Origin of the sequence: Corallococcus exercitus (assembly GCF_042231735.1) — a bacterium.
Classification (GTDB): domain Bacteria; phylum Myxococcota; class Myxococcia; order Myxococcales; family Myxococcaceae; genus Corallococcus; species Corallococcus exercitus_B.
In genome coordinates, this window is the sequence record NZ_CP102577.1 from 5,015,421 (window position 1) to 5,032,151 (window position 16,731).

The following is a 16,731-nucleotide window of genomic DNA, read 5'->3' on the forward strand; positions in this document are numbered from 1 at the left end:
CACTCTTGAGCGAAGACAGGCAGCCGGGCGTGACGCGGTTCAACAAACCTGAGGCGAAAACCCCCCAACGCGGCGCCCATCCAGTAAAAGACCCCCGCCATGGCGAATTTCCAGGACAGCTTCCTCTCTGGTGCCAACATCGACTTCATCGAGGGGCTCTATGCCCGCTTCCTCGATGACCCCGGCAGCGTGGACGCGAGCTGGCGTGAGGTGTTCGAGCGCAACAACGGCACGGGCCGCCCCATCTTCAACGCGAAGCAGCTGGAGGCTCCCGCCCCGGCCGCTCCGGAAGGCAAGGGCAAGGGCAAGGCGAACGGTGCCGCCGCGCAGGGCCCGGCCGCCGCCGCGCCGCAGGCCCCGGCCGCGCCGGCGCAGGACATCGGGCTGCAGTCGAAGGTGGACCAGGCCATCACCGCCTTCCGGCTGCGCGGCCACCTGCGCGCGAAGCTGGATCCGCTCGCCCGTCCGCGCCCGCAGCTGGGGCACGTGGCGGACGTGGCGCTGATGGATGAGAACCACTTCTCCGCGAAGGAGCTGGAGCAGTCGGTGGAGTGCAACAACGTCTTCCCGCAGCAGCGCGTGCGGCTTTCGGACCTCGTCACGCGCCTGCGCCGCACGTACTCCGACCACATCGGCGTGGAGTTCATGCAGATGCTCGACAGCGAGCGTCGCCGCTGGCTCATGAAGCGCATGGAGCACAGCGACAACCGCACGCCGTTCTCCGTGGAGGACCAGCGGCACATCCTCACGAAGCTGTCGTACGCGGAGGGCTTCGAGAACTTCCTGCACACGAAGTACGTGGGCGCCAAGCGCTTCAGCCTGGACGGCGGCGAGGCCCTCATCCCCATGCTGGACGCGCTGCTGGAAGTGGGCAGCGGCATGGGCCTGAAGGAGCTGGTCATCGGCATGGCCCACCGCGGCCGCCTCAACGTGCTGACCAACATCCTGGGCAAGAAGCCGGATCAGATCTTCAGCGAGTTCGACGGCCCCAAGGACCCCAAGGCGTACCTGGGCCGCGGCGACGTGAAGTACCACATGGGTTTCTCGTCGGACCACACCACGCGCGCCGGCACGAAGGTGCACCTGTCCCTGGCCTTCAACCCCAGCCACCTGGAGTGCGTGGGGCCCGTGGTGGAGGGCCGCGTGCGCGCCAAGCAGGACCGCGGCGGAGACGCGGAGCGCACCGGCGTGGTGCCGCTGCTCATCCACGGTGACGCGGCCTTCATCGGCCAGGGCATCACGTCGGAGACGCTCAACTTCTCCGGCCTCAAGGGCTACACGACGGGCGGCACCATCCACATCGTCATCAACAACCAGGTGGGCTTCACCACCGACCCGTCGGACTCGCGCTCCAGCATCTACTCCACCGCCATCGCGCAGATGCTGGACATCCCGGTGTTCCACGTGAACGGGGATGACCCCGAGGCGTGCGTCCACGCGGCGCGGCTGGCGGCGGAGTACCGCCAGACGTTCAAGAGCGACGTGGTCATCGACCTCATCTGCTACCGCCGCTACGGCCACAACGAGGGCGACGACCCGTCCTTCACCCAGCCGGCGATGTACGACCTCATCCGCAAGCACCCGCCGGTGCGCGCGCTGTACGCGAAGGCGCTGGCGGAGGCCGGCCGCATCAGCGCGGAGGAGTCGGACGCGCTCAAGCAGCGCTGCTTCCAGGACTTCGACGCGGCGCTCACCCGCGCCCGCCAGGAGAGCCAGTTCAAGGAGCCCAACGCGCTGGAGGGCCTGTGGAAGCCCTACAAGGGCGGCCTCTTGAAGAACGCGCCCCAGGTGCCCACCGCGGTGGCCAAGGCCACGCTGCGCGACGCGCTCCAGAAGCTGGCCACGGCGCCGGAGGGCTTCAACGTCCACCGCGACGTGGAGCGCACGGTGCTCAAGAAGCGCCAGGGCATGCTGGAGAGCGAGGAGCTCCAGTGGAGCGAGGGCGAGTCGCTGGCGTACGCGACGCTCCTGTCGGAGGGCTACACCATCCGCCTGTCCGGCCAGGACAGCGAGCGCGGCACCTTCAGCCACCGCCACGCGGTGCTGCACGACACGCAGACGGGCGAGGAGTTCACGCCCCTGCGCCAGTTCGCCACGGGCAAGGCGACGTTCAACGTCTGGAACAGCCCGCTGTCGGAGATGGGCGTGCTGGGCTTCGACTACGGCTACAGCCTGGACGTGCCGGACGGCCTCACCGCGTGGGAGGCCCAGTTCGGTGACTTCGCCAACGGCGCGCAGATCATCATCGACCAGTTCATCGCCGCGGCGGAGAGCAAGTGGCGCCGGCTCTCCGGCATCACGCTGCTGCTCCCGCACGGCTACGAAGGCCAGGGCCCGGAGCACTCCAGCGCGCGCCTGGAGCGCTTCCTGGACCTGTGCGCCGAGGACAACCTCCAGGTCTGCTACCCCACGACGCCCGCGCAGATCTTCCACCTGCTGCGCCGCCAGGTGCTGCGCCCGGTGCGCAAGCCGCTGGTCATCATGTCGCCCAAGAGCCTGCTGCGCCGTCCGGAGGCGACCAGCCGCATGGACGACCTGGCCACGGGCGCGTTCCAGGAAGTGATTCCGGACGCGAAGGCGGACGCCGCGAAGGTGAAGCGGCTGCTCCTGTGCAGCGGCAAGGTGTACTACGACCTGGCCAAGGCCCGGGACGAGCGCAAGGACGACTCCATCGCCATCGTGCGCGTGGAGCAGCTCTACCCGTTCCCGCAGGACGAGCTGTCCCACCTGGTGGCGAAGCTGCCGGCGCTCCAGGAGCTGTACTGGGTGCAGGAGGAGCCGCGCAACGCGGGCGGGTGGCACTTCATGTTCCCGCGCCTGCACGACCTGTTGTCCCAGCGCGCGCAGCAGACGGTGAAGCTGGGCTACATCGGGCGCGCCGAGGCCGCCAGCCCCGCCACCGGTTTCACGAAGACGCACGACTACGAGCAGCAGCTCATCATCGAAGAAGCCATCCTCCGAGGACCCCAGAATGGCCGTTGAACTGAAAGTCCCTCCGCTCGGCGAATCCATCACCGAGGCCGTCGTCGGCAAGTGGAACAAGAAGCAGGGTGAGTCTGTCTCAGCGGACGAGCCGCTCGTCGTGCTGGAGACCGACAAGGTCACCATCGACGTGCCCTCTCCCGCCGCCGGCAGCATCGCGTCCATCGCCTTCAAGGAGGGCGACAAGGTCCGCGTGGGCGACGTGCTGGGCACCATCGAGGCCGGTGCTGGCGCCGCTGCCTCTCCGGCCGCCGCGGCCGCCACGCCCGCGCCCGCCCAGGCTGCGGCGCCGGTGGCGTCCGCCCCGGCCCAGGCCGGAAGCGACGCGCGCATCACCCCCACCGCGAAGAAGATGGCGGAGGAGAACCGGGTGGACGTGGGCCAGCTGAAGGGCTCCGGCACCGGCGGCCGCATCATGAAGGAGGACGTGCAGGGTCAGCTCAACCGCCCCGCCGCCGCTCCGTCCGCGCCCCCGGCCCCCGCCGCGCCGTCCGGCCCGCGCCCCAACGCCGCGCGCGAGGAGCGCGTGCGCATGACGCCCCTGCGCAAGCGCGTGGCCGAGCGCCTGCTCCAGGCCCAGTCCAACGCCGCCCTGCTCACCACCTTCAACGAGGTGGACATGGGCGAGGTGATGGCGCTCCGCAAGAAGTACAACGACAAGTTCCAGGCGAAGCACGGGGTGAAGCTCGGGTTCATGAGCTTCTTCATCCGCGCGTCCGTGGAGGCCCTCAAGGCGTTCCCGCAGATCAACGCGGAGATCGACGGCGAGGACGTCATCTTCAAGCACTACTACGACATCGGCGTGGCCGTGAGCGGCAGCCGTGGCCTGGTGGTGCCGGTGGTGCGTGACGCGGACAAGCTGTCGCTCGCGGACCTGGAGAAGACGGTCGGTGACTACGGCGGCCGTGCGCGCAACGACAAGCTGACGATGTCGGACCTCACGGGCGGCACGTTCACCATCACCAACGGCGGCATCTTCGGCTCCATGCTGTCCACGCCCATCCTGAACCCGCCGCAGACGGGCATCCTGGGCATGCACAACATCGTGGAGCGCCCCGTGGCCCGCGACGGCCAGGTGGTCATCCGGCCCATCATGTACATCGCCCTCACGTACGACCATCGCCTGGTGGACGGTCGGGAAGCGGTGCAGTTCCTCGTGCGCGTGAAGGAGTGCATCGAGGACCCCGAGCGCCTGCTGCTCGACATCTGACCTACTCCCCCGCACATGACACCGCGGGGGTGGAAGACGGGCATTCCCGGTGGGCCGGCTGGACTTCCAGTCGGCCCTTTCACTACAAATAGACCTGTCTCCCCGGTCGTCGGGCAGAACGGGCGGCCTTCCCCACGGCAGCCCTGCAAACGCAAGGAAGCGCAATGGCAACTGGTACCGTGAAGTGGTTCAACGACGCGAAGGGCTTCGGCTTCATCACCCAGGACGGCGGCGGCGAGGACGTGTTCTGCCACCACACCGCCATCAACATGGATGGGTTCCGCACGCTGGCCGAGGGCCAGAAGGTGGAGTTCGAAGTCACCAAGGGCCCGAAGGGCCTGCAGGCGCAGAACGTCCGCGCGGCGTGAAGTGACGCGTCTCAGCCATTCCTCACGGACTGGTTGAAGCAACAGAGGCCCGGCCCCCGAAAGGGAACCGGGCCTCTGCCTTTTCCAGGGGCTGGGTGCGCCTGCGCCTACTTCTTCAGGTTCTGCTCGAAGTGGGCGATGACGCGCTCGTACTGGCGCTCGGTGACGACCGGGTCCGGCACCATGTGCGTGAGGCCGGACAGGGGCAGCAGCTGGTGCGGCTTGCCCGCGCGGAACAGCGCGTCCGACAGCTTCAGCGTGTGGAAGAAGTAGACGTTGTCGTCCGCGGTGCCGTGGATGAGCAGCAGCGCGCCAATGGGGCTGTCCTTCTTCGCGTACGTCAGCAGGCTGCTGACCTCATAGGCCTGGGGGCTCTCTTCCGGCAGGCCCAGGTAGCGCTCGGTGTAGTGCGTGTCGTAGTCGCGCCAGTCCACCACCGGGGCGCCGGACACCGCGGCCTTGAAGAAGTCCGGGCGCTTCAGCGCGGCCAGCGCGGCCATGTAGCCACCGAAGCTCCAACCCGTGATGCCCACGCGGCTCAGGTCCATCTCCGGCACTTCCTTCGCCAGCGCCTGCACCGCTTCAATCTGATCATCCAGGGTGATGGTGGCGAAGTCGTTCTTCACCGCGCGGTTCCACTCCGCGGTGCGCAGCGGCGTGCCGCGCCCGTCCACCTTCACCACGAGGAAGCCGTGGTCCGCGAACCACTGGCTGAGCAGGTGCGCGGCCATGGACTGGTGCACCACGGTGACCGTGGGGCCCGCGTAGACCTCCACGATGACGGGCAGCTTGGTGCCGGGCTTGAAGTTCCGGGGCTTCACCAGCGAGGTCCAGAACTTCTTCGGGCCCACCTGGCGGATCTCGAAGTTCGGCGTGAAGGACGGCTCCTGCGCGACCTCCGGCAGCTCGCCCAGCTTCGTGCCGTCGCCCTTGAGGACCACGGTGCGCGGCATGGCCTTGGGCCCCTGCGTGTTGAGGACGATGAGGCCGCCGTTCTTGGAGACGAGCCCGCCCTCCACGGCCGGCCCCGTGGTGCCGGTGGCCACCTTCTCCGGAGCGCCGCCGGCCTTCACTCGCCACAGGTGGCTCTCCGTGGGGTTCGGGCCGCCGGTGAAGAACAGCGTCTTGTCCGCCTGCACGAAGCGCGAGAGGTTGCGGTAGCCCGCGTCCGGCTTCACGACGGAGCGGTCCAGCTCCCCGCTCGCCTTGCGCAGCTCCACCTCCGGGCCGCCGTTGCGCTCGGTGTACCAGAGGAAGCCGGAGCCATCCTCCAGCCACAGCGGGAAGTCCTGGGCCAGCTCCACCCACGCGTTGTCCTTCTCCGTGAGGAGGACGCGCGTCTTGCCCGTGGCGGGGTCCACCGCCAGCACCTGCTCCTCCGTCTGGAGGCGGTTCTGCACCACGAGGGTCAGCGGCCCGCCCTTGTCCCACTTCACCGTGGCCAGGTACGGGTACTTCTGCGCGTCCCACTGCGCCCACACCGTCTTGCCGCCGGTGACGGGCGTGACGCCCAGGCGCACCTTCGCGTTCGCCTTGCCGGGGCGGGGGTACGGGAAGATCTCCCCGCCCTTCTCCGGGTGCATCACGTCCACGATGGTGAGCTTCTCCACGTCGGACGTGTCGGACTCCGTGTACGCGATGGACTTCGCGTCCGGGCTCCACCAGTAGCCGGAGAAGCGGCTCATCTCCTCCTGGGCCACGAACTCCGCCAGGCCGTGCGTCTTCTGCGCGGTGCCGCCCTGCGTGACGCGCTTCTCCTGGTTGGAGGCCAGGTCCACCCGATACACGTCGTGCTCACGCACGTACGCCACCTGCTTGCCGTCCGGCGACAGGCGCGGGTCGATGACGCCGGGGCCCGTCTTCACCTCCGTGGACTTCCCCGTCGTGCGGTCCACGACGTAGAGGCGGCCGGAGAGGGGCACCAGCAGCTGGGTGCCGTCCTCGGAGAGGTTGTAGGAGGTGAAGCCCCGGGCGCTCACGCGCATGCGCTCGCGGCGGGCCTTCTCCTCGGGGGACAGCGTCTCCTCCGCGCCCTTGAGCAGGGCTTCGGGCGTGAGCAGCTCACGCGCCTGGCCGTTGGCCACGTCGAACGCGTAGAGCATCTGCACGTTGGACGTGGGGGACGTGCGCAGGAAGAGGACGGACTTCTCGTCCGGGGTGATGCGCGTGCCCACGGGGCGGCCGCTCTGGAAGCGGCGCGTCTCGGCGTACTGGCGCAGGAAGGTGTCCGGCTGCTTTTGCGAAGGGGCCATGGCGGAGGGTTTGCGCTCCTGGGCGATGGAGGGTGCGCTGCTCATGAGGAGAAGCGCGGCGGCGGTGAGGACCTGACGCATGCGTAGCTGAATCCCCGCGCGGGGCGGGGCTCCTTTCGCGGGAAGGTGCGGGCAAGCCTACACTCCGGCCGCCGCGCGGCCCTCCCAACGTCCAGCCGGGGAGCGGATTCCCACCCGGAAGCGGACAACGCCCCGCGGCACCCGGGGCCTCCCGCTACTTCAGGTTCTGCTGGAAGTGGGCGATGACGCGCTCGTACTGACGCTCCATGACGAGCGGGTCCGGCACCATGTGCGTGAGGCCGGCCAGGGGCAGCAGCTGGTGCGGCTTGCCCGCGCGGAAGAGGGCATCCGACAGCTTCAGCGCGTGGAAGAAGTAGACGTTGTCGTGAAGCCCCGGCTGCGCTCGCGGAGGGCCTTCTCCTGGGCCAGGGCGGGCATCCCCAGCAGGAGCAGCGCGACGGTGACGAATGGACGCATGCGTGATTGAACCCCGCAGGACGGGGCTCCTTTCGCGGCAAGATGGGACACGTCTCCAACGCCGGAGCCCGGAGGGGATTTCCTCCCGCATGAATTCGAAAGATGACGACGCCCTGCGCCACCTGCGCCTCGCGGGCGTGGTGCGGTTGGGATTGGGCGGAGGCCGTGGCCCGACGGATGCCTACGTGTTCGACCCGCACCGGCTCGCACTGCCGGCCTGGGCCTGTGCGCTGGGCGATGCGGGGCCCCCTGCCCTGCTCGTCACGCTGGACCGGCACCTGGACATCGTCGTGCCCGAGCGACCCGCCGACATGCCGGACCGCTCCGCCGGATTGCGCGCGCTGGACGAGCACGCGCGGTGGCACCTGGACGTGCGCAACTACGACCACATCGTCGCGGCCATGGAGGCGAACCTCGTGGGCGACGCGCTGATCATCGCGCGCACCCGGCCCCGGGGCTCCTTCCCCGGGGACACCTACGTGGACACCCGGGGCCGCTCGCATCGGTTCGTGACGGTGACGACCGTGGACCGCGCGGCGGAGGCGTACCTGCACCCCGGCCCCACGGACGCGGTGCGTGACGTGCTCGAGGCCGCGTCCGCCGTGCTGCTGGACGTGGACCTGGACTGCTTCACCAGCCTGAGCGACGCGGACCCCACCACCGTGCTGCCGTGGCCGAAGTCCGTCATCCGCGAGTTCCTCCTGCCGCCCGACTCGGAGCCGTTCTGGGACGCGGTGCTGGGCAAGTCCGTGGCGCTGACGCTGGCGCGGGAGCCGCATCACTGCGGCGGGCTGCTCGCGTCCGGGGAGCTGTTCCGCGACGTGGCGGAGGTCCTCTTCCGCGAGCTGCTGCGCGTCGAGCCGCCCTGAGGTGTCACCGGGCCGTCAGGGCGAGTCGAGGAACGTGGGCCGGTAGTCCGTCACCTGCCCGCTGCTCAGCGACAGGCGGCTGCCCACGGGAGGACGGTCGCCGTTGAGCACGTAGCCGAAGTCGATGCGGAACGGGAACACGTTGAACTGGGGGAACAGCAGCCGCAGGCCCACGCCCACGGTGGTCACCATCTCCGGCCGCTTGTTGAAGGCGCTGCCGGAGTCGAGGAAGAACACGCCGCCCAGGTGCACCGTGCGCACGACGAGCGGCGCGGTGCGGTACTCCAGGTTCACCAAGAGCAGCCGCTTGCCGGAGTACGCATCCACCGCCGAGCCCCGCAGGCCGTTGCTGCCGCCCAGCAGGCTCACGCGCTCGGACAGGTCGTCGATGTTCACGTCCAGCAGGCCTCGCGCCACGAAGCGCCCTCCGAGCACGCGCGGCGACACCTGCACCAGCTCCGCGGCCCAGCGGCGGTTCGTCCAGCCCTCCTTCGCGCCGGGCGTCTGGGCGCTGAACTGCTGGCGGATGGACGCGGCGGCGGACGCGGTGGTGAGCGCGTCCCCCCAGTGCACGCGGTAGCGCAGGGACAGGCCCCCTTCCGCGAAGTGCGCCGCGGACGGGAACACCGGCGGCGCGTAGCGCAGCGTGGCCAGCACCGAGTGCCCCAGCTGGAAGTCCTCCGACAGCGTGTACGAGTCCACGTTGCGCAGGACGTCGTAGCGGGCCTCGAAGGCGCTCAGGGAGAAGTTCGCGTACCCCGCGTCCTCCGCGCGCGGCAGGTAGTTGCGGCGGAACCAGTCCGCCTGCGCGTCACTCAACTGTGAGGCCAGAGGCGCGGCGTAGGCGTAGTGGTAGGCACCCGCGCCCATGCCCACGTTCCACTTGTAGCGCTGGCCGTAGGAGCGCGTGTACGTGGCGCCCGCGGCCACCTCGCGCGTGTTGTAGACGTACGGCACGGGGTCGCCGTCCGGGAACGGAAGCTGCCAGATGTCCGCGCCCCGGAACTGCCGCGCGGTCTCCACGTTCCACGCCACGGACGTGCTCAGGCTCCACGGCGTGGCCAGCGAATACAGCGGCCGGCTGACGACGAGGCTTCCGCGCGAGCCCTCCGCGCGGCCCGTGTCGCGGTTGATCAACACCGCGGCGGACTCCGTCAGCGACCACCGGCTGCCCAGCACGCGCCGGTCCGTGTAGCTCTGGCCGAAGCTGAACGTGTCCAGGCGCATGATGAAGTCCAGCGCCACCTTCTTGCCGCGCCCCAGGAAGTTCTGCTCCGTGCCCTGGAGGCGCAGGTAGAGCAGCAGCGAGCCCACGGCGGAGAACTCGTTGTTGAGCCGCAGCGACCACAGGTCCTTCGTCACCAGCAGCAGCGCGACCTTGTCCGGCGCGCTCCCCTTCACCGGCACCGCGCGCACGACGGAGAACAGGCCCAGCTTGCGCAGGTTGCGCACCGACTCCGCGACGAGCGCCTCCGAGTACGGCTGCCCCGGAGCGATGAGCACCTCCTGGCGGACGATTTCGTCGCGGGTGCGGACGTGGAAGATGTTGAGCAGCGATGGATACGGATCCATCGGCGCGACCACCTCCTCCGCGGTGACGAGCACCTCCTCCAGCACCTTGCCCTGGGGCGCGGGCTCCACCTGGCGCTCGACCTCGCCCAGGCCCCAGGCGATGAGCGCTTCCTCGTAGTTCTTCGTGCTCGCTTCGTCCTTGGAGAGCGCGGGCACCTGCGTGCCCTCCGGCCCCACCGGGACCTGCTCCGCGCGCGGCGGCGCGGCGACCTCCGTGTTCGACACGCCCGAGGGTTCAACGTCCGGCGACCGCACCGGCGCATCCGACGGCGCGACGTCCTGGGGCTTGCCCGAACCTTCAGGCGCGGTCTGTCCGCCTGTCGCGGCGAGCACGGTGACCAGCAGGACGGACAGGGAGAGCGGCACGCGCGCATCCTGTCATGCGCCGTGCCTGCCGCCAGCCTCCGCTCACGTCAGCGCGGTGCGCAGGTCCCCCGGCCGGGCCATGGGCAGCTTCTCCCCCTTCGCGATGGCCGCCACGATGCGGGCCAGCTGCTCCACCCCGTCGGACAGCGCCGCCGGCCCCGGCTGGAGGATGTAGGAGCTCCTCACTTCGTAGAGCTGATCATCCAGCACGGCCCGCACGCCCGCCCAGCCCGGCCGGGAGGCGATCTTCTCGCGCTTCGCCTTGCGCCCGCACCAGCTCGCGATGACGCCCTCCGGGTCGCGCCTCGCCACCTCCTCCGGGTCGAAGATGCGGCCCTTCGCGCCCTGCGACGCGCGCGACTCCTGGCACACGTCCACCCCACCCACCACCTCCACCAGCTCCGAACACCAGCGGATGCCGGAGATGAGCGGCTCGTGCCACTCCTCGAAGAAGATGCGCGGCCGCTTCGGCAGCGACTGCGCCGCGTCCGAGTGACGCTCCAGGTTCTTCTCCAGCTCCAGCGCGAGCGCCTCCGCGGGTTCTGCCCGTCCCACCAGCGCCCCCGTCAGCCGCACCGCCTGCAATATCTCCGCGAGCGAGCGCTGGTTGAACAGGTACACCGGCACCCCGCGCTTGCAGAGCTCCCGGCCGATGTCCGCCTGCAGGTCGCTGAAGCCCAGCACCAGGTCCGGCTTGAGCTCCAAAATCCGCTCGAAGTTCGCGTCCAGGAACGAGCTGACCCGGGGCTTCTTGCGCGCCTCCGGCGGCCGCACCGTGAACCCCGACACGCCGACGACCAGGTCCCCCGCCCCGATGCGGTAGAGCACCTCCGTCGTCTCCTCCGTCAGGCACACCACCCGCCGCGGATGGCGCGGCGCCGACGACAACAGCGCGGACAGCTGGGCATTCATGCGGGAAACCCTAACCCGCCCCCGCCTCCTCCATCCCGGATGACGCGACGCACCAGTGCCCGGGGACTGTGCGGCAACGGACGCTGATTTCCGCGATTTTCGACGCCCCCGGGGGAACGGGCAGCACGGGAAGTGCGGGAGTGCGAGCGCGCGGCGCGGGCCGGAAACTCGGGGCCCGGGCGCGGCGATGATAGCGGCACGTCTCTTGGGCGGTTTTCCAAGGCGGTGCTAGGCTCCGCCGGGTCCGAAACGACGTATGCGGTCCTTCTCTACGCCTTGGGGGAACACATGATCGAAAGCGACGCCCCCCGGAAGGGCGCGCCCGCCGACGTGCCGGATCCCCTGCTCGGGCGGATCCTCAACGAGCGCTTCCGCATCCTGGAGACGCTTGGCGCCGGAGGCATGGGCCGCGTCTACAAGGCCATGCAGGCCCCGCTGGACCGGCTGGTGGCGCTCAAGGTCCTCAACCCGCAGTACAGCGGCGAGGGCAAGGACCCGGGCTTCCAGAAGCGCTTCTTCCTGGAGGCCAGCGTCACCGCGAAGCTGCGCCATCCGAACACCGTCACCGTCATCGACTACGGCAAGACGGAAGACGGCATCTACTACATCGCCATGGAGTACCTGGAGGGGCTGACGCTGTCGCAGCTGCTCACCCAGGAAGGCCCGCTGCCGTGGGAGCGCGCGCTCGCCATTGGCCAGCAGGTGGCCCGCTCGCTGCGCGAGGCGCACAAGGTCGGCCTCATCCACCGCGACCTCAAGCCCGCCAACGTGATGATCCTCAACCAGGAGGCGGACCACGACGTGGTGAAGGTCCTGGACTTCGGCCTGGTGAAGTCCTTCTCGGGCGATGCCTCCATGAAGGAGGACACCACCCTCACGCAGGCGGGCGTCATCCTGGGCTCGCCGCAGTACATGGCGCCGGAGCAGGCGCGCAACATCGCGGATCCGCGCAGCGACGTGTACAGCCTGGGCGTGGTGCTCTACCAGGTGCTGATGGGCCGGCCGCCCTTCCAGGCGGCGCAGAGCATTGACGTCATCGTCAAGCACATCAACGACCCGCCGCCGCCCTTCCACACCATCTGGCCGGACCACAACGTGCCCGCGGAGGTGGAGGCGCTGGTGATGAAGTGCCTGGCCAAGCGCCCCGTGGACCGCTACGCGTCCATGGACGCCGTGCTCCAGGGCATGCGCACCGCGGCCTCCGCGTCCGGCGTCAGCGGCGTCTTCGCCACGCGCACCGGCCTCAACGCGGTGGGCTCCGGCCCCCACAGCGGTCCGCACAGCGGCATCCACTCCGGCGCCCACTCCGCGCTGGGCTCCGGCCCCACCCCCGCGCCCAACACCATGGCGCTGGACATCTCCGTGGACGAGGCCGGCGGCCTCCCACAGAAGAAGTCCAACAAGGGGCTGGGCATCGCCCTGTTCGGGGGGTCCCTGCTCCTGGGCCTGGTCGCCGCGGGCCTCATCGTGCTGCGCGGCACCCAGACGCCCCCCGTGGAGCCGGCCGTCACGGCTCCCGTGGCGCGCGCCCCCGTCGCGCCACAGCCGCCCGCTCGCGAGCCCGCCGCCGTCGAGGAGGCCCCGGCGCCGCCGCCCCCGGCCGTTCCCCGCACGGTCCGCCTGGACATGGAGAGCGATCCCCCCGGCGCGGAGATCACGCTCGACGGCGCGGTGCGCGGCACCACGCCTCGGGTCATCAGCTATACGCCCACGGTCATCACCCAGACCGAGGGCAGCCCGGATACCGCGACCGTGAAGGTGACGTTCGCGCTGGATGGCTACCAGAGCGTGAGCAAGACCTACTCGGGCGAGCTGGGCTCCACCGTCAACGTCTCCGTCAAGCTGCCCCGCATCAAGAAGCAGGGACCGAAGCCCGCCAAGGCTCCGGGTTCCGCGTACAAGGACGATCCGTACCAGTGAATCCCCCGACAGCCTTCCGACGTGGAGCGCTCCTCGCGCTGTGTCTTTGCGCGACCGAGGCCCTGGCGGACGCGCGCCTCGAAGCGCGCCGCCACTTCCGCAATGGCATGAACCTCATCGAGCAGAAGCAGTTCGATGAGGGCATCGCCGAGCTGGAGGAGGCCTACAACATCAAGCCGCACCCCAGCGTCCTCTACAACATCGCCCGGGCGTACCAGGACGCGGGCCGGTTCGACGAAGCGCTGGACCGCTACAAGCGCTACCTCGCCACCAACCCGCCGGACGCCGCCAACGTGCAGGCCCAGGTGACGCGCCTGGAGGCCACGCGACAGGCGGCCCAGGCGGAGGCCCCCGCCCCCGGCGCCGAACCCGGCACGTCGGGCACGGGCTCCACCACCGGGCTGCCCATGCCCCCGCCGCCCCCCACGAGCATCCAGGCCCAGCAGCAGCTGGCCACGCTCATGGAGCGGCTGGAGAAGGCCGTCAACCGCGCGGAGTCGCTCACCGCCCAGCCCCAGGCGCCGCAGCCGCCCGCGGCCACGCCCGGCCCCACCGGCGCCTCCAGCGGCAGCGCCGAGTCCGGTGACACCTCCGGCGACGAGGGTCTGGTGCCCTACGAGGAGCGCGTGGTGACGGCGAGCCGCCGCGCCCAGTCCTCGCTGGAAGCGCCCAACGCCACCACGGTCATCACCGCGGAGGACATCCGCCTGTCCGGCGCCACCACGCTGCCGGAGCTCTTGCGCCGCGTGCCCGGCGCGGACGTGATGGCCATGGGCGTGGGCAGCGCCAACGTCAGCCTGCGCGGCTTCAACCAGCGCCTGGCCAACAAGGTGCTGGTGCTGGTGGACGGCCGCACCGAGTACCAGGACTTCCTCGGCCTCACGGTGTGGGCGGGGCTGCCCATCGGCCTGGAGGAGATTGACCGCATCGAGGTCATCCGCGGTCCGGGCAGCGCGCTGTACGGCGCCAACGCGATGCTGGGCGTCATCAACATCATCACCCAGGCCCCCGGCACCGGCCGGCGCGCGCGCTTCGGCGCCATGGCGGGTGGCGGCAACACCGTGCAGGGCTCCTTCGTCAGCCACGGCCAGAACGGCGCCCTGCGCTACCGCGCGTCCGCCGCCTACCGGCAGGAGGACAAGTGGAGCCGTGACTACGAGAGCGGCCGCCCGGACTTCGCGCTCCAGGGCCCGGCGGATCCGGACCTGGGCCAGCGCGGGGCTCGCGCCAACCTGTCCACCGTCTACTCCTTCGAGGAGGGGCGCGCGATTGGCGTCTCCGGCGGCGTGCACCGCTACCTCACGGAGATCTACCCGCTGGGCCTCCTGCGCAACTACTACATCGACGGCCTGGGCGCGTACGCCAAGGCCGACGTGGAGCTGGGCGCGGTGAAGCTCAAGGCGTTCTGGAACCACCTGTCCGGCGACGCGGGCCCGCAGTACGAGGCCATCGGGCAGCGCTCGCTGGGCATCCAGGTCGAGTCCAACGTGTTCAACGGCGAGGCGCTGTACGCGCGCAGCTTCGAATTGGCCGGTGAGCACCAGGTGAACATCGGCGTGGAGGGGCGCCTCAAGCGCGTGGCCTTCACCTACCTGGACGGCCTGCGCGAGGAGTTCCACGCGGCGGCCTTCGTCCAGGACGAGTGGCGCATCGTGCAGCCCCTGCGCCTCATCGTCAGCTACCGCGTGGACCGCCACCCGCTGCTCGACAAGGGCAACCCGGGCATCGCGCAGTCGCCGCGCCTGTCCGCGGTGTTCCAGCCCATGGAAGGGCACGCCTTCCGCGCGTCCGTGGCCACCGCCTTCCGCGAGCCCACGTTCCTGGAGAGCTACACCCGGCTGCCCGTGCCCGTGCCGGGCGTCAACGGCGTGAGCCTGCTGACCACCGGCAACCGGACGCTGCGCCCGGAGCGCCTCAACGCGCTGGAATTGGGCTGGCGCGGTGAGTCCCCGCGCCTGGGCCTGGACTGGGACGTGGCCCTCTACCAGAACACGGTGAAGGACCTCATCGCCCTGTCGCCCGTGCAGCCGCTGCCCGCGGGCGAGTCCTACGACAGCGGCTCCGGCAGCTACCTCCTGGGCCGCTCGCTGTTCACCAACGAGGCCGCCATCTACACCGCGCGCGGCGTCGAGGCGGGCATCAACGTGTCCCCCATTGACGGCCTGGGCGTGAAGGCGAGCGCCGCGTACCAGCACATCAGCTCCGACCTGCCGGACGAGGGCCAGTGCGGCACGTGCAGCCAGACGCCGGCGTTCCGGCTCTTCGGCGGCGTCACCTACCGCACGCGCACGGACCTGGAGTTCGGCATCGAAGCGGCGTTCACGTCCTCCACCACCTGGGTGGAGCGCGAGCCCTCCGCGTCCGACCCGACGCGCGTGGACCTGACCGCCAACAACCTCCCCGCGTACACCGTCGTCAACGCCCGCGTGGGCTACACCGTGGTGAAGGACTTCGTCTCCGTGGCGCTGCAGGGCAGCCAGCTCGGCGGCGGCCACTCGGAGCACCCCTTCGGCAACCGCATCGAGCGGCGCGTGTTCGCCAACCTCACGGTGACCCCATGAAGCGCCCCCTCTCCTTCCTCGCCTTCGCGCTCGCGTCGCTCTTGTCGGGCGGCTGTGATTCCCCGGACGTGGTGCCCACGGCGGACGGCCGCCAGAACACGCGCTCGGCCCGCATCGAGGGCAGCCTCGTGGTGCAGTCGCGCGCGCGCGGCAACGCCATCGTGTTCCTCTATGACGCGGCCAACCCGCCGCCGCCCGCGGGCTCCGGCCGCCCGCTGGCCTTCACCGTCGTCACCGCCGCGGAGCTGTTCGGCGCGTCCCTGGGGGACAGCTCCACGGGGCCGTTCACCGCGCCGTTCTCGCTGAGCCTCGTGGAGCCGGGCAGATACCTGCTGCGCGGCTTCATTGACGCGGACACCTGCCGCAACGTGCCGCAGCCCTGCCACGTGTCCGACTTCAATCCCTGGTACGGCGTCACCTCCGAGCCCAACGCGGGCGACGTGGGCGGCGGCGCCGTGGACCCGGCCACCAGCGCCACGCGCATCCTGGAGGTGACGACGGACGCGGACGGCTGGCCCCAGCCGCTCACCGGCGTCTCCGTGTCCTTCGCGGACTCGGCCACCGTGCCCTTCGACCGGCCGGCCTTCCAGACCGCGGACGCGCGCGAGTTCAACCCCGCCACGTCCACGAAGCTGCTGACGCTCACGCCGCAGGTGCTCACCGGCGCGGTGGACCAGCGTCCTCCGGGCTTCTGGGTGCAGCTCGTGGACGCCAACAAGGACGGCGTCCCGGACGACGCCAACGCCGACGGCGTGCCGGACTTCTGGCCGCGCGTCATCGTGCGCAAGCTGGCGGACGGCGTGACGGGCTACGTGGACGACACCGACGCGAACCAAGACGGCAAGCCGGACGCGGTGGTGCTGGCGGCCGGCCTGGTGCCCGACCCCCTGCTCGCCGCGCTGATTGACGGGGAGGGCAAGCCCCGCCCGCAGCCCGTCTTCGTCCCGCAGCTCATGGTGGCCATCCGTCCGCAGGCGGTGGACGTGCGCGACCCCGCCGCGCCCGCGCCGCTGGCGGCCGTGCCCCCGGGCCGCTACAGCGTCACCCTGCTGCAGTCCACGGGGCAGACATGGCGGCTGCCCAACGAGCTGGACCCGGCGCTCGCCGAGGCCGTGGGGCTGCCGGGCGTGCAGTCCCAGGCCTTCGTGCTGGAGGTCCGCTGAGGTCGGTTCCGCCCTCCTGAAATCGCGGCGTGGCGCCCTGGGTTGCTTTGACTTCGCA

Annotated in this window: 10 protein-coding genes; 7 read left to right on the forward strand and 3 right to left on the reverse strand. The window is 70.4% G+C overall.

Annotated features, from left to right (window positions below; all coding sequences use genetic code 11):
- Positions 1 to 99 precede the first annotated feature (99 nt).
- The 3 genes from NR792_RS19525 to NR792_RS19535 all read left to right on the forward strand — a co-directional run bounded on the left by NR792_RS19525 (position 100) and on the right by NR792_RS19535 (position 4,560).
- A complete protein-coding gene (locus NR792_RS19525; RefSeq protein ID WP_375761519.1) occupies positions 100 to 2,982 on the forward strand; it encodes a 2-oxoglutarate dehydrogenase E1 component in 2,883 nt (960 codons plus the stop codon).
- A complete protein-coding gene (gene odhB, locus NR792_RS19530; protein ID WP_375761520.1) occupies positions 2,972 to 4,192 on the forward strand; it encodes a 2-oxoglutarate dehydrogenase complex dihydrolipoyllysine-residue succinyltransferase in 1,221 nt (406 codons plus the stop codon). The genes NR792_RS19525 and odhB overlap by 11 nt, the downstream gene beginning before the upstream one ends.
- Positions 4,193 to 4,356: 164 nt before the next feature.
- Complete coding sequence (locus NR792_RS19535) at positions 4,357 to 4,560, forward strand: cold-shock protein (protein WP_014397260.1); 204 nt, start codon at positions 4,357 to 4,359, stop codon at positions 4,558 to 4,560.
- A gap of 107 nt (positions 4,561 to 4,667) precedes the next feature.
- Here NR792_RS19535 and NR792_RS19540 read toward each other — a convergent pair whose 3' ends face one another.
- The gene (locus NR792_RS19540; protein ID WP_375761521.1) at positions 4,668 to 6,893 is read right to left on the reverse strand and encodes a DPP IV N-terminal domain-containing protein; all 2,226 of its coding nucleotides are present in this window, start codon (positions 6,891 to 6,893) and stop codon (positions 4,668 to 4,670) included.
- A 506-nt stretch (positions 6,894 to 7,399) separates the two neighbouring features.
- Between NR792_RS19540 and NR792_RS19545 the strand changes: the two genes are divergently transcribed.
- Entirely contained in the window at positions 7,400 to 8,179 is a 780-nt protein-coding gene (locus tag NR792_RS19545) for a hypothetical protein (protein ID WP_375761522.1), read from the forward strand.
- Positions 8,180 to 8,194: 15 nt separating this feature from the next.
- Here the strand turns inward: NR792_RS19545 and NR792_RS19550 are convergent, their stop codons facing one another.
- Together NR792_RS19550 and NR792_RS19555 are read right to left on the reverse strand one after the other, a co-directional pair.
- Positions 8,195 to 10,117, reverse strand: coding sequence for a BamA/TamA family outer membrane protein (locus NR792_RS19550; RefSeq protein ID WP_375761523.1), 1,923 nt, complete (start codon positions 10,115 to 10,117; stop codon positions 8,195 to 8,197).
- Between the two features lie 42 nt (positions 10,118 to 10,159).
- A complete protein-coding gene (locus NR792_RS19555) occupies positions 10,160 to 11,029 on the reverse strand; it encodes a cobalamin-binding protein (RefSeq protein ID WP_375761524.1) in 870 nt (289 codons plus the stop codon).
- Between the two features lie 288 nt (positions 11,030 to 11,317).
- On the opposite strand from NR792_RS19555, the gene NR792_RS19560 reads away from it, so the two are divergent.
- From NR792_RS19560 to NR792_RS19570, 3 genes are read left to right on the forward strand one after another with little or no spacing between them, the layout of a single operon-like run.
- On the forward strand, positions 11,318 to 12,949 hold the full coding sequence (locus NR792_RS19560) for a serine/threonine-protein kinase (protein WP_375761525.1): 1,632 nt from the start codon (positions 11,318 to 11,320) through the stop codon (positions 12,947 to 12,949).
- Positions 12,946 to 15,510, forward strand: coding sequence for a TonB-dependent receptor domain-containing protein (locus NR792_RS19565; RefSeq protein WP_375761526.1), 2,565 nt, complete (start codon positions 12,946 to 12,948; stop codon positions 15,508 to 15,510). The genes NR792_RS19560 and NR792_RS19565 overlap by 4 nt, the downstream gene beginning before the upstream one ends.
- The gene (locus NR792_RS19570) at positions 15,507 to 16,673 is read left to right on the forward strand and encodes a hypothetical protein (protein WP_375761527.1); all 1,167 of its coding nucleotides are present in this window, start codon (positions 15,507 to 15,509) and stop codon (positions 16,671 to 16,673) included. The genes NR792_RS19565 and NR792_RS19570 overlap by 4 nt, the downstream gene beginning before the upstream one ends.
- The last annotated feature ends 58 nt before the right edge of the window (positions 16,674 to 16,731 follow it).

Excerpts from the sequence above, each read along its gene's own strand:
- NR792_RS19525 (WP_375761519.1), top strand. The coding sequence starts at position 100 with ATGGCGAATTTCCAGGACAGCTTCCTCTCTGGTGCCAACATCGACTTC.
- odhB (WP_375761520.1), top strand. The coding sequence starts at position 2,972 with ATGGCCGTTGAACTGAAAGTCCCTCCGCTCGGCGAATCCATCACCGAG.
- NR792_RS19535 (WP_014397260.1), top strand. The coding sequence starts at position 4,357 with ATGGCAACTGGTACCGTGAAGTGGTTCAACGACGCGAAGGGCTTCGGC.
- NR792_RS19540 (WP_375761521.1), bottom strand. The coding sequence starts at position 6,893 with ATGCGTCAGGTCCTCACCGCCGCCGCGCTTCTCCTCATGAGCAGCGCA.
- NR792_RS19545 (WP_375761522.1), top strand. The coding sequence starts at position 7,400 with ATGAATTCGAAAGATGACGACGCCCTGCGCCACCTGCGCCTCGCGGGC.
- NR792_RS19555 (WP_375761524.1), bottom strand. The coding sequence starts at position 11,029 with ATGAATGCCCAGCTGTCCGCGCTGTTGTCGTCGGCGCCGCGCCATCCG.
- NR792_RS19560 (WP_375761525.1), top strand. The coding sequence starts at position 11,318 with ATGATCGAAAGCGACGCCCCCCGGAAGGGCGCGCCCGCCGACGTGCCG.
- NR792_RS19570 (WP_375761527.1), top strand. The coding sequence starts at position 15,507 with ATGAAGCGCCCCCTCTCCTTCCTCGCCTTCGCGCTCGCGTCGCTCTTG.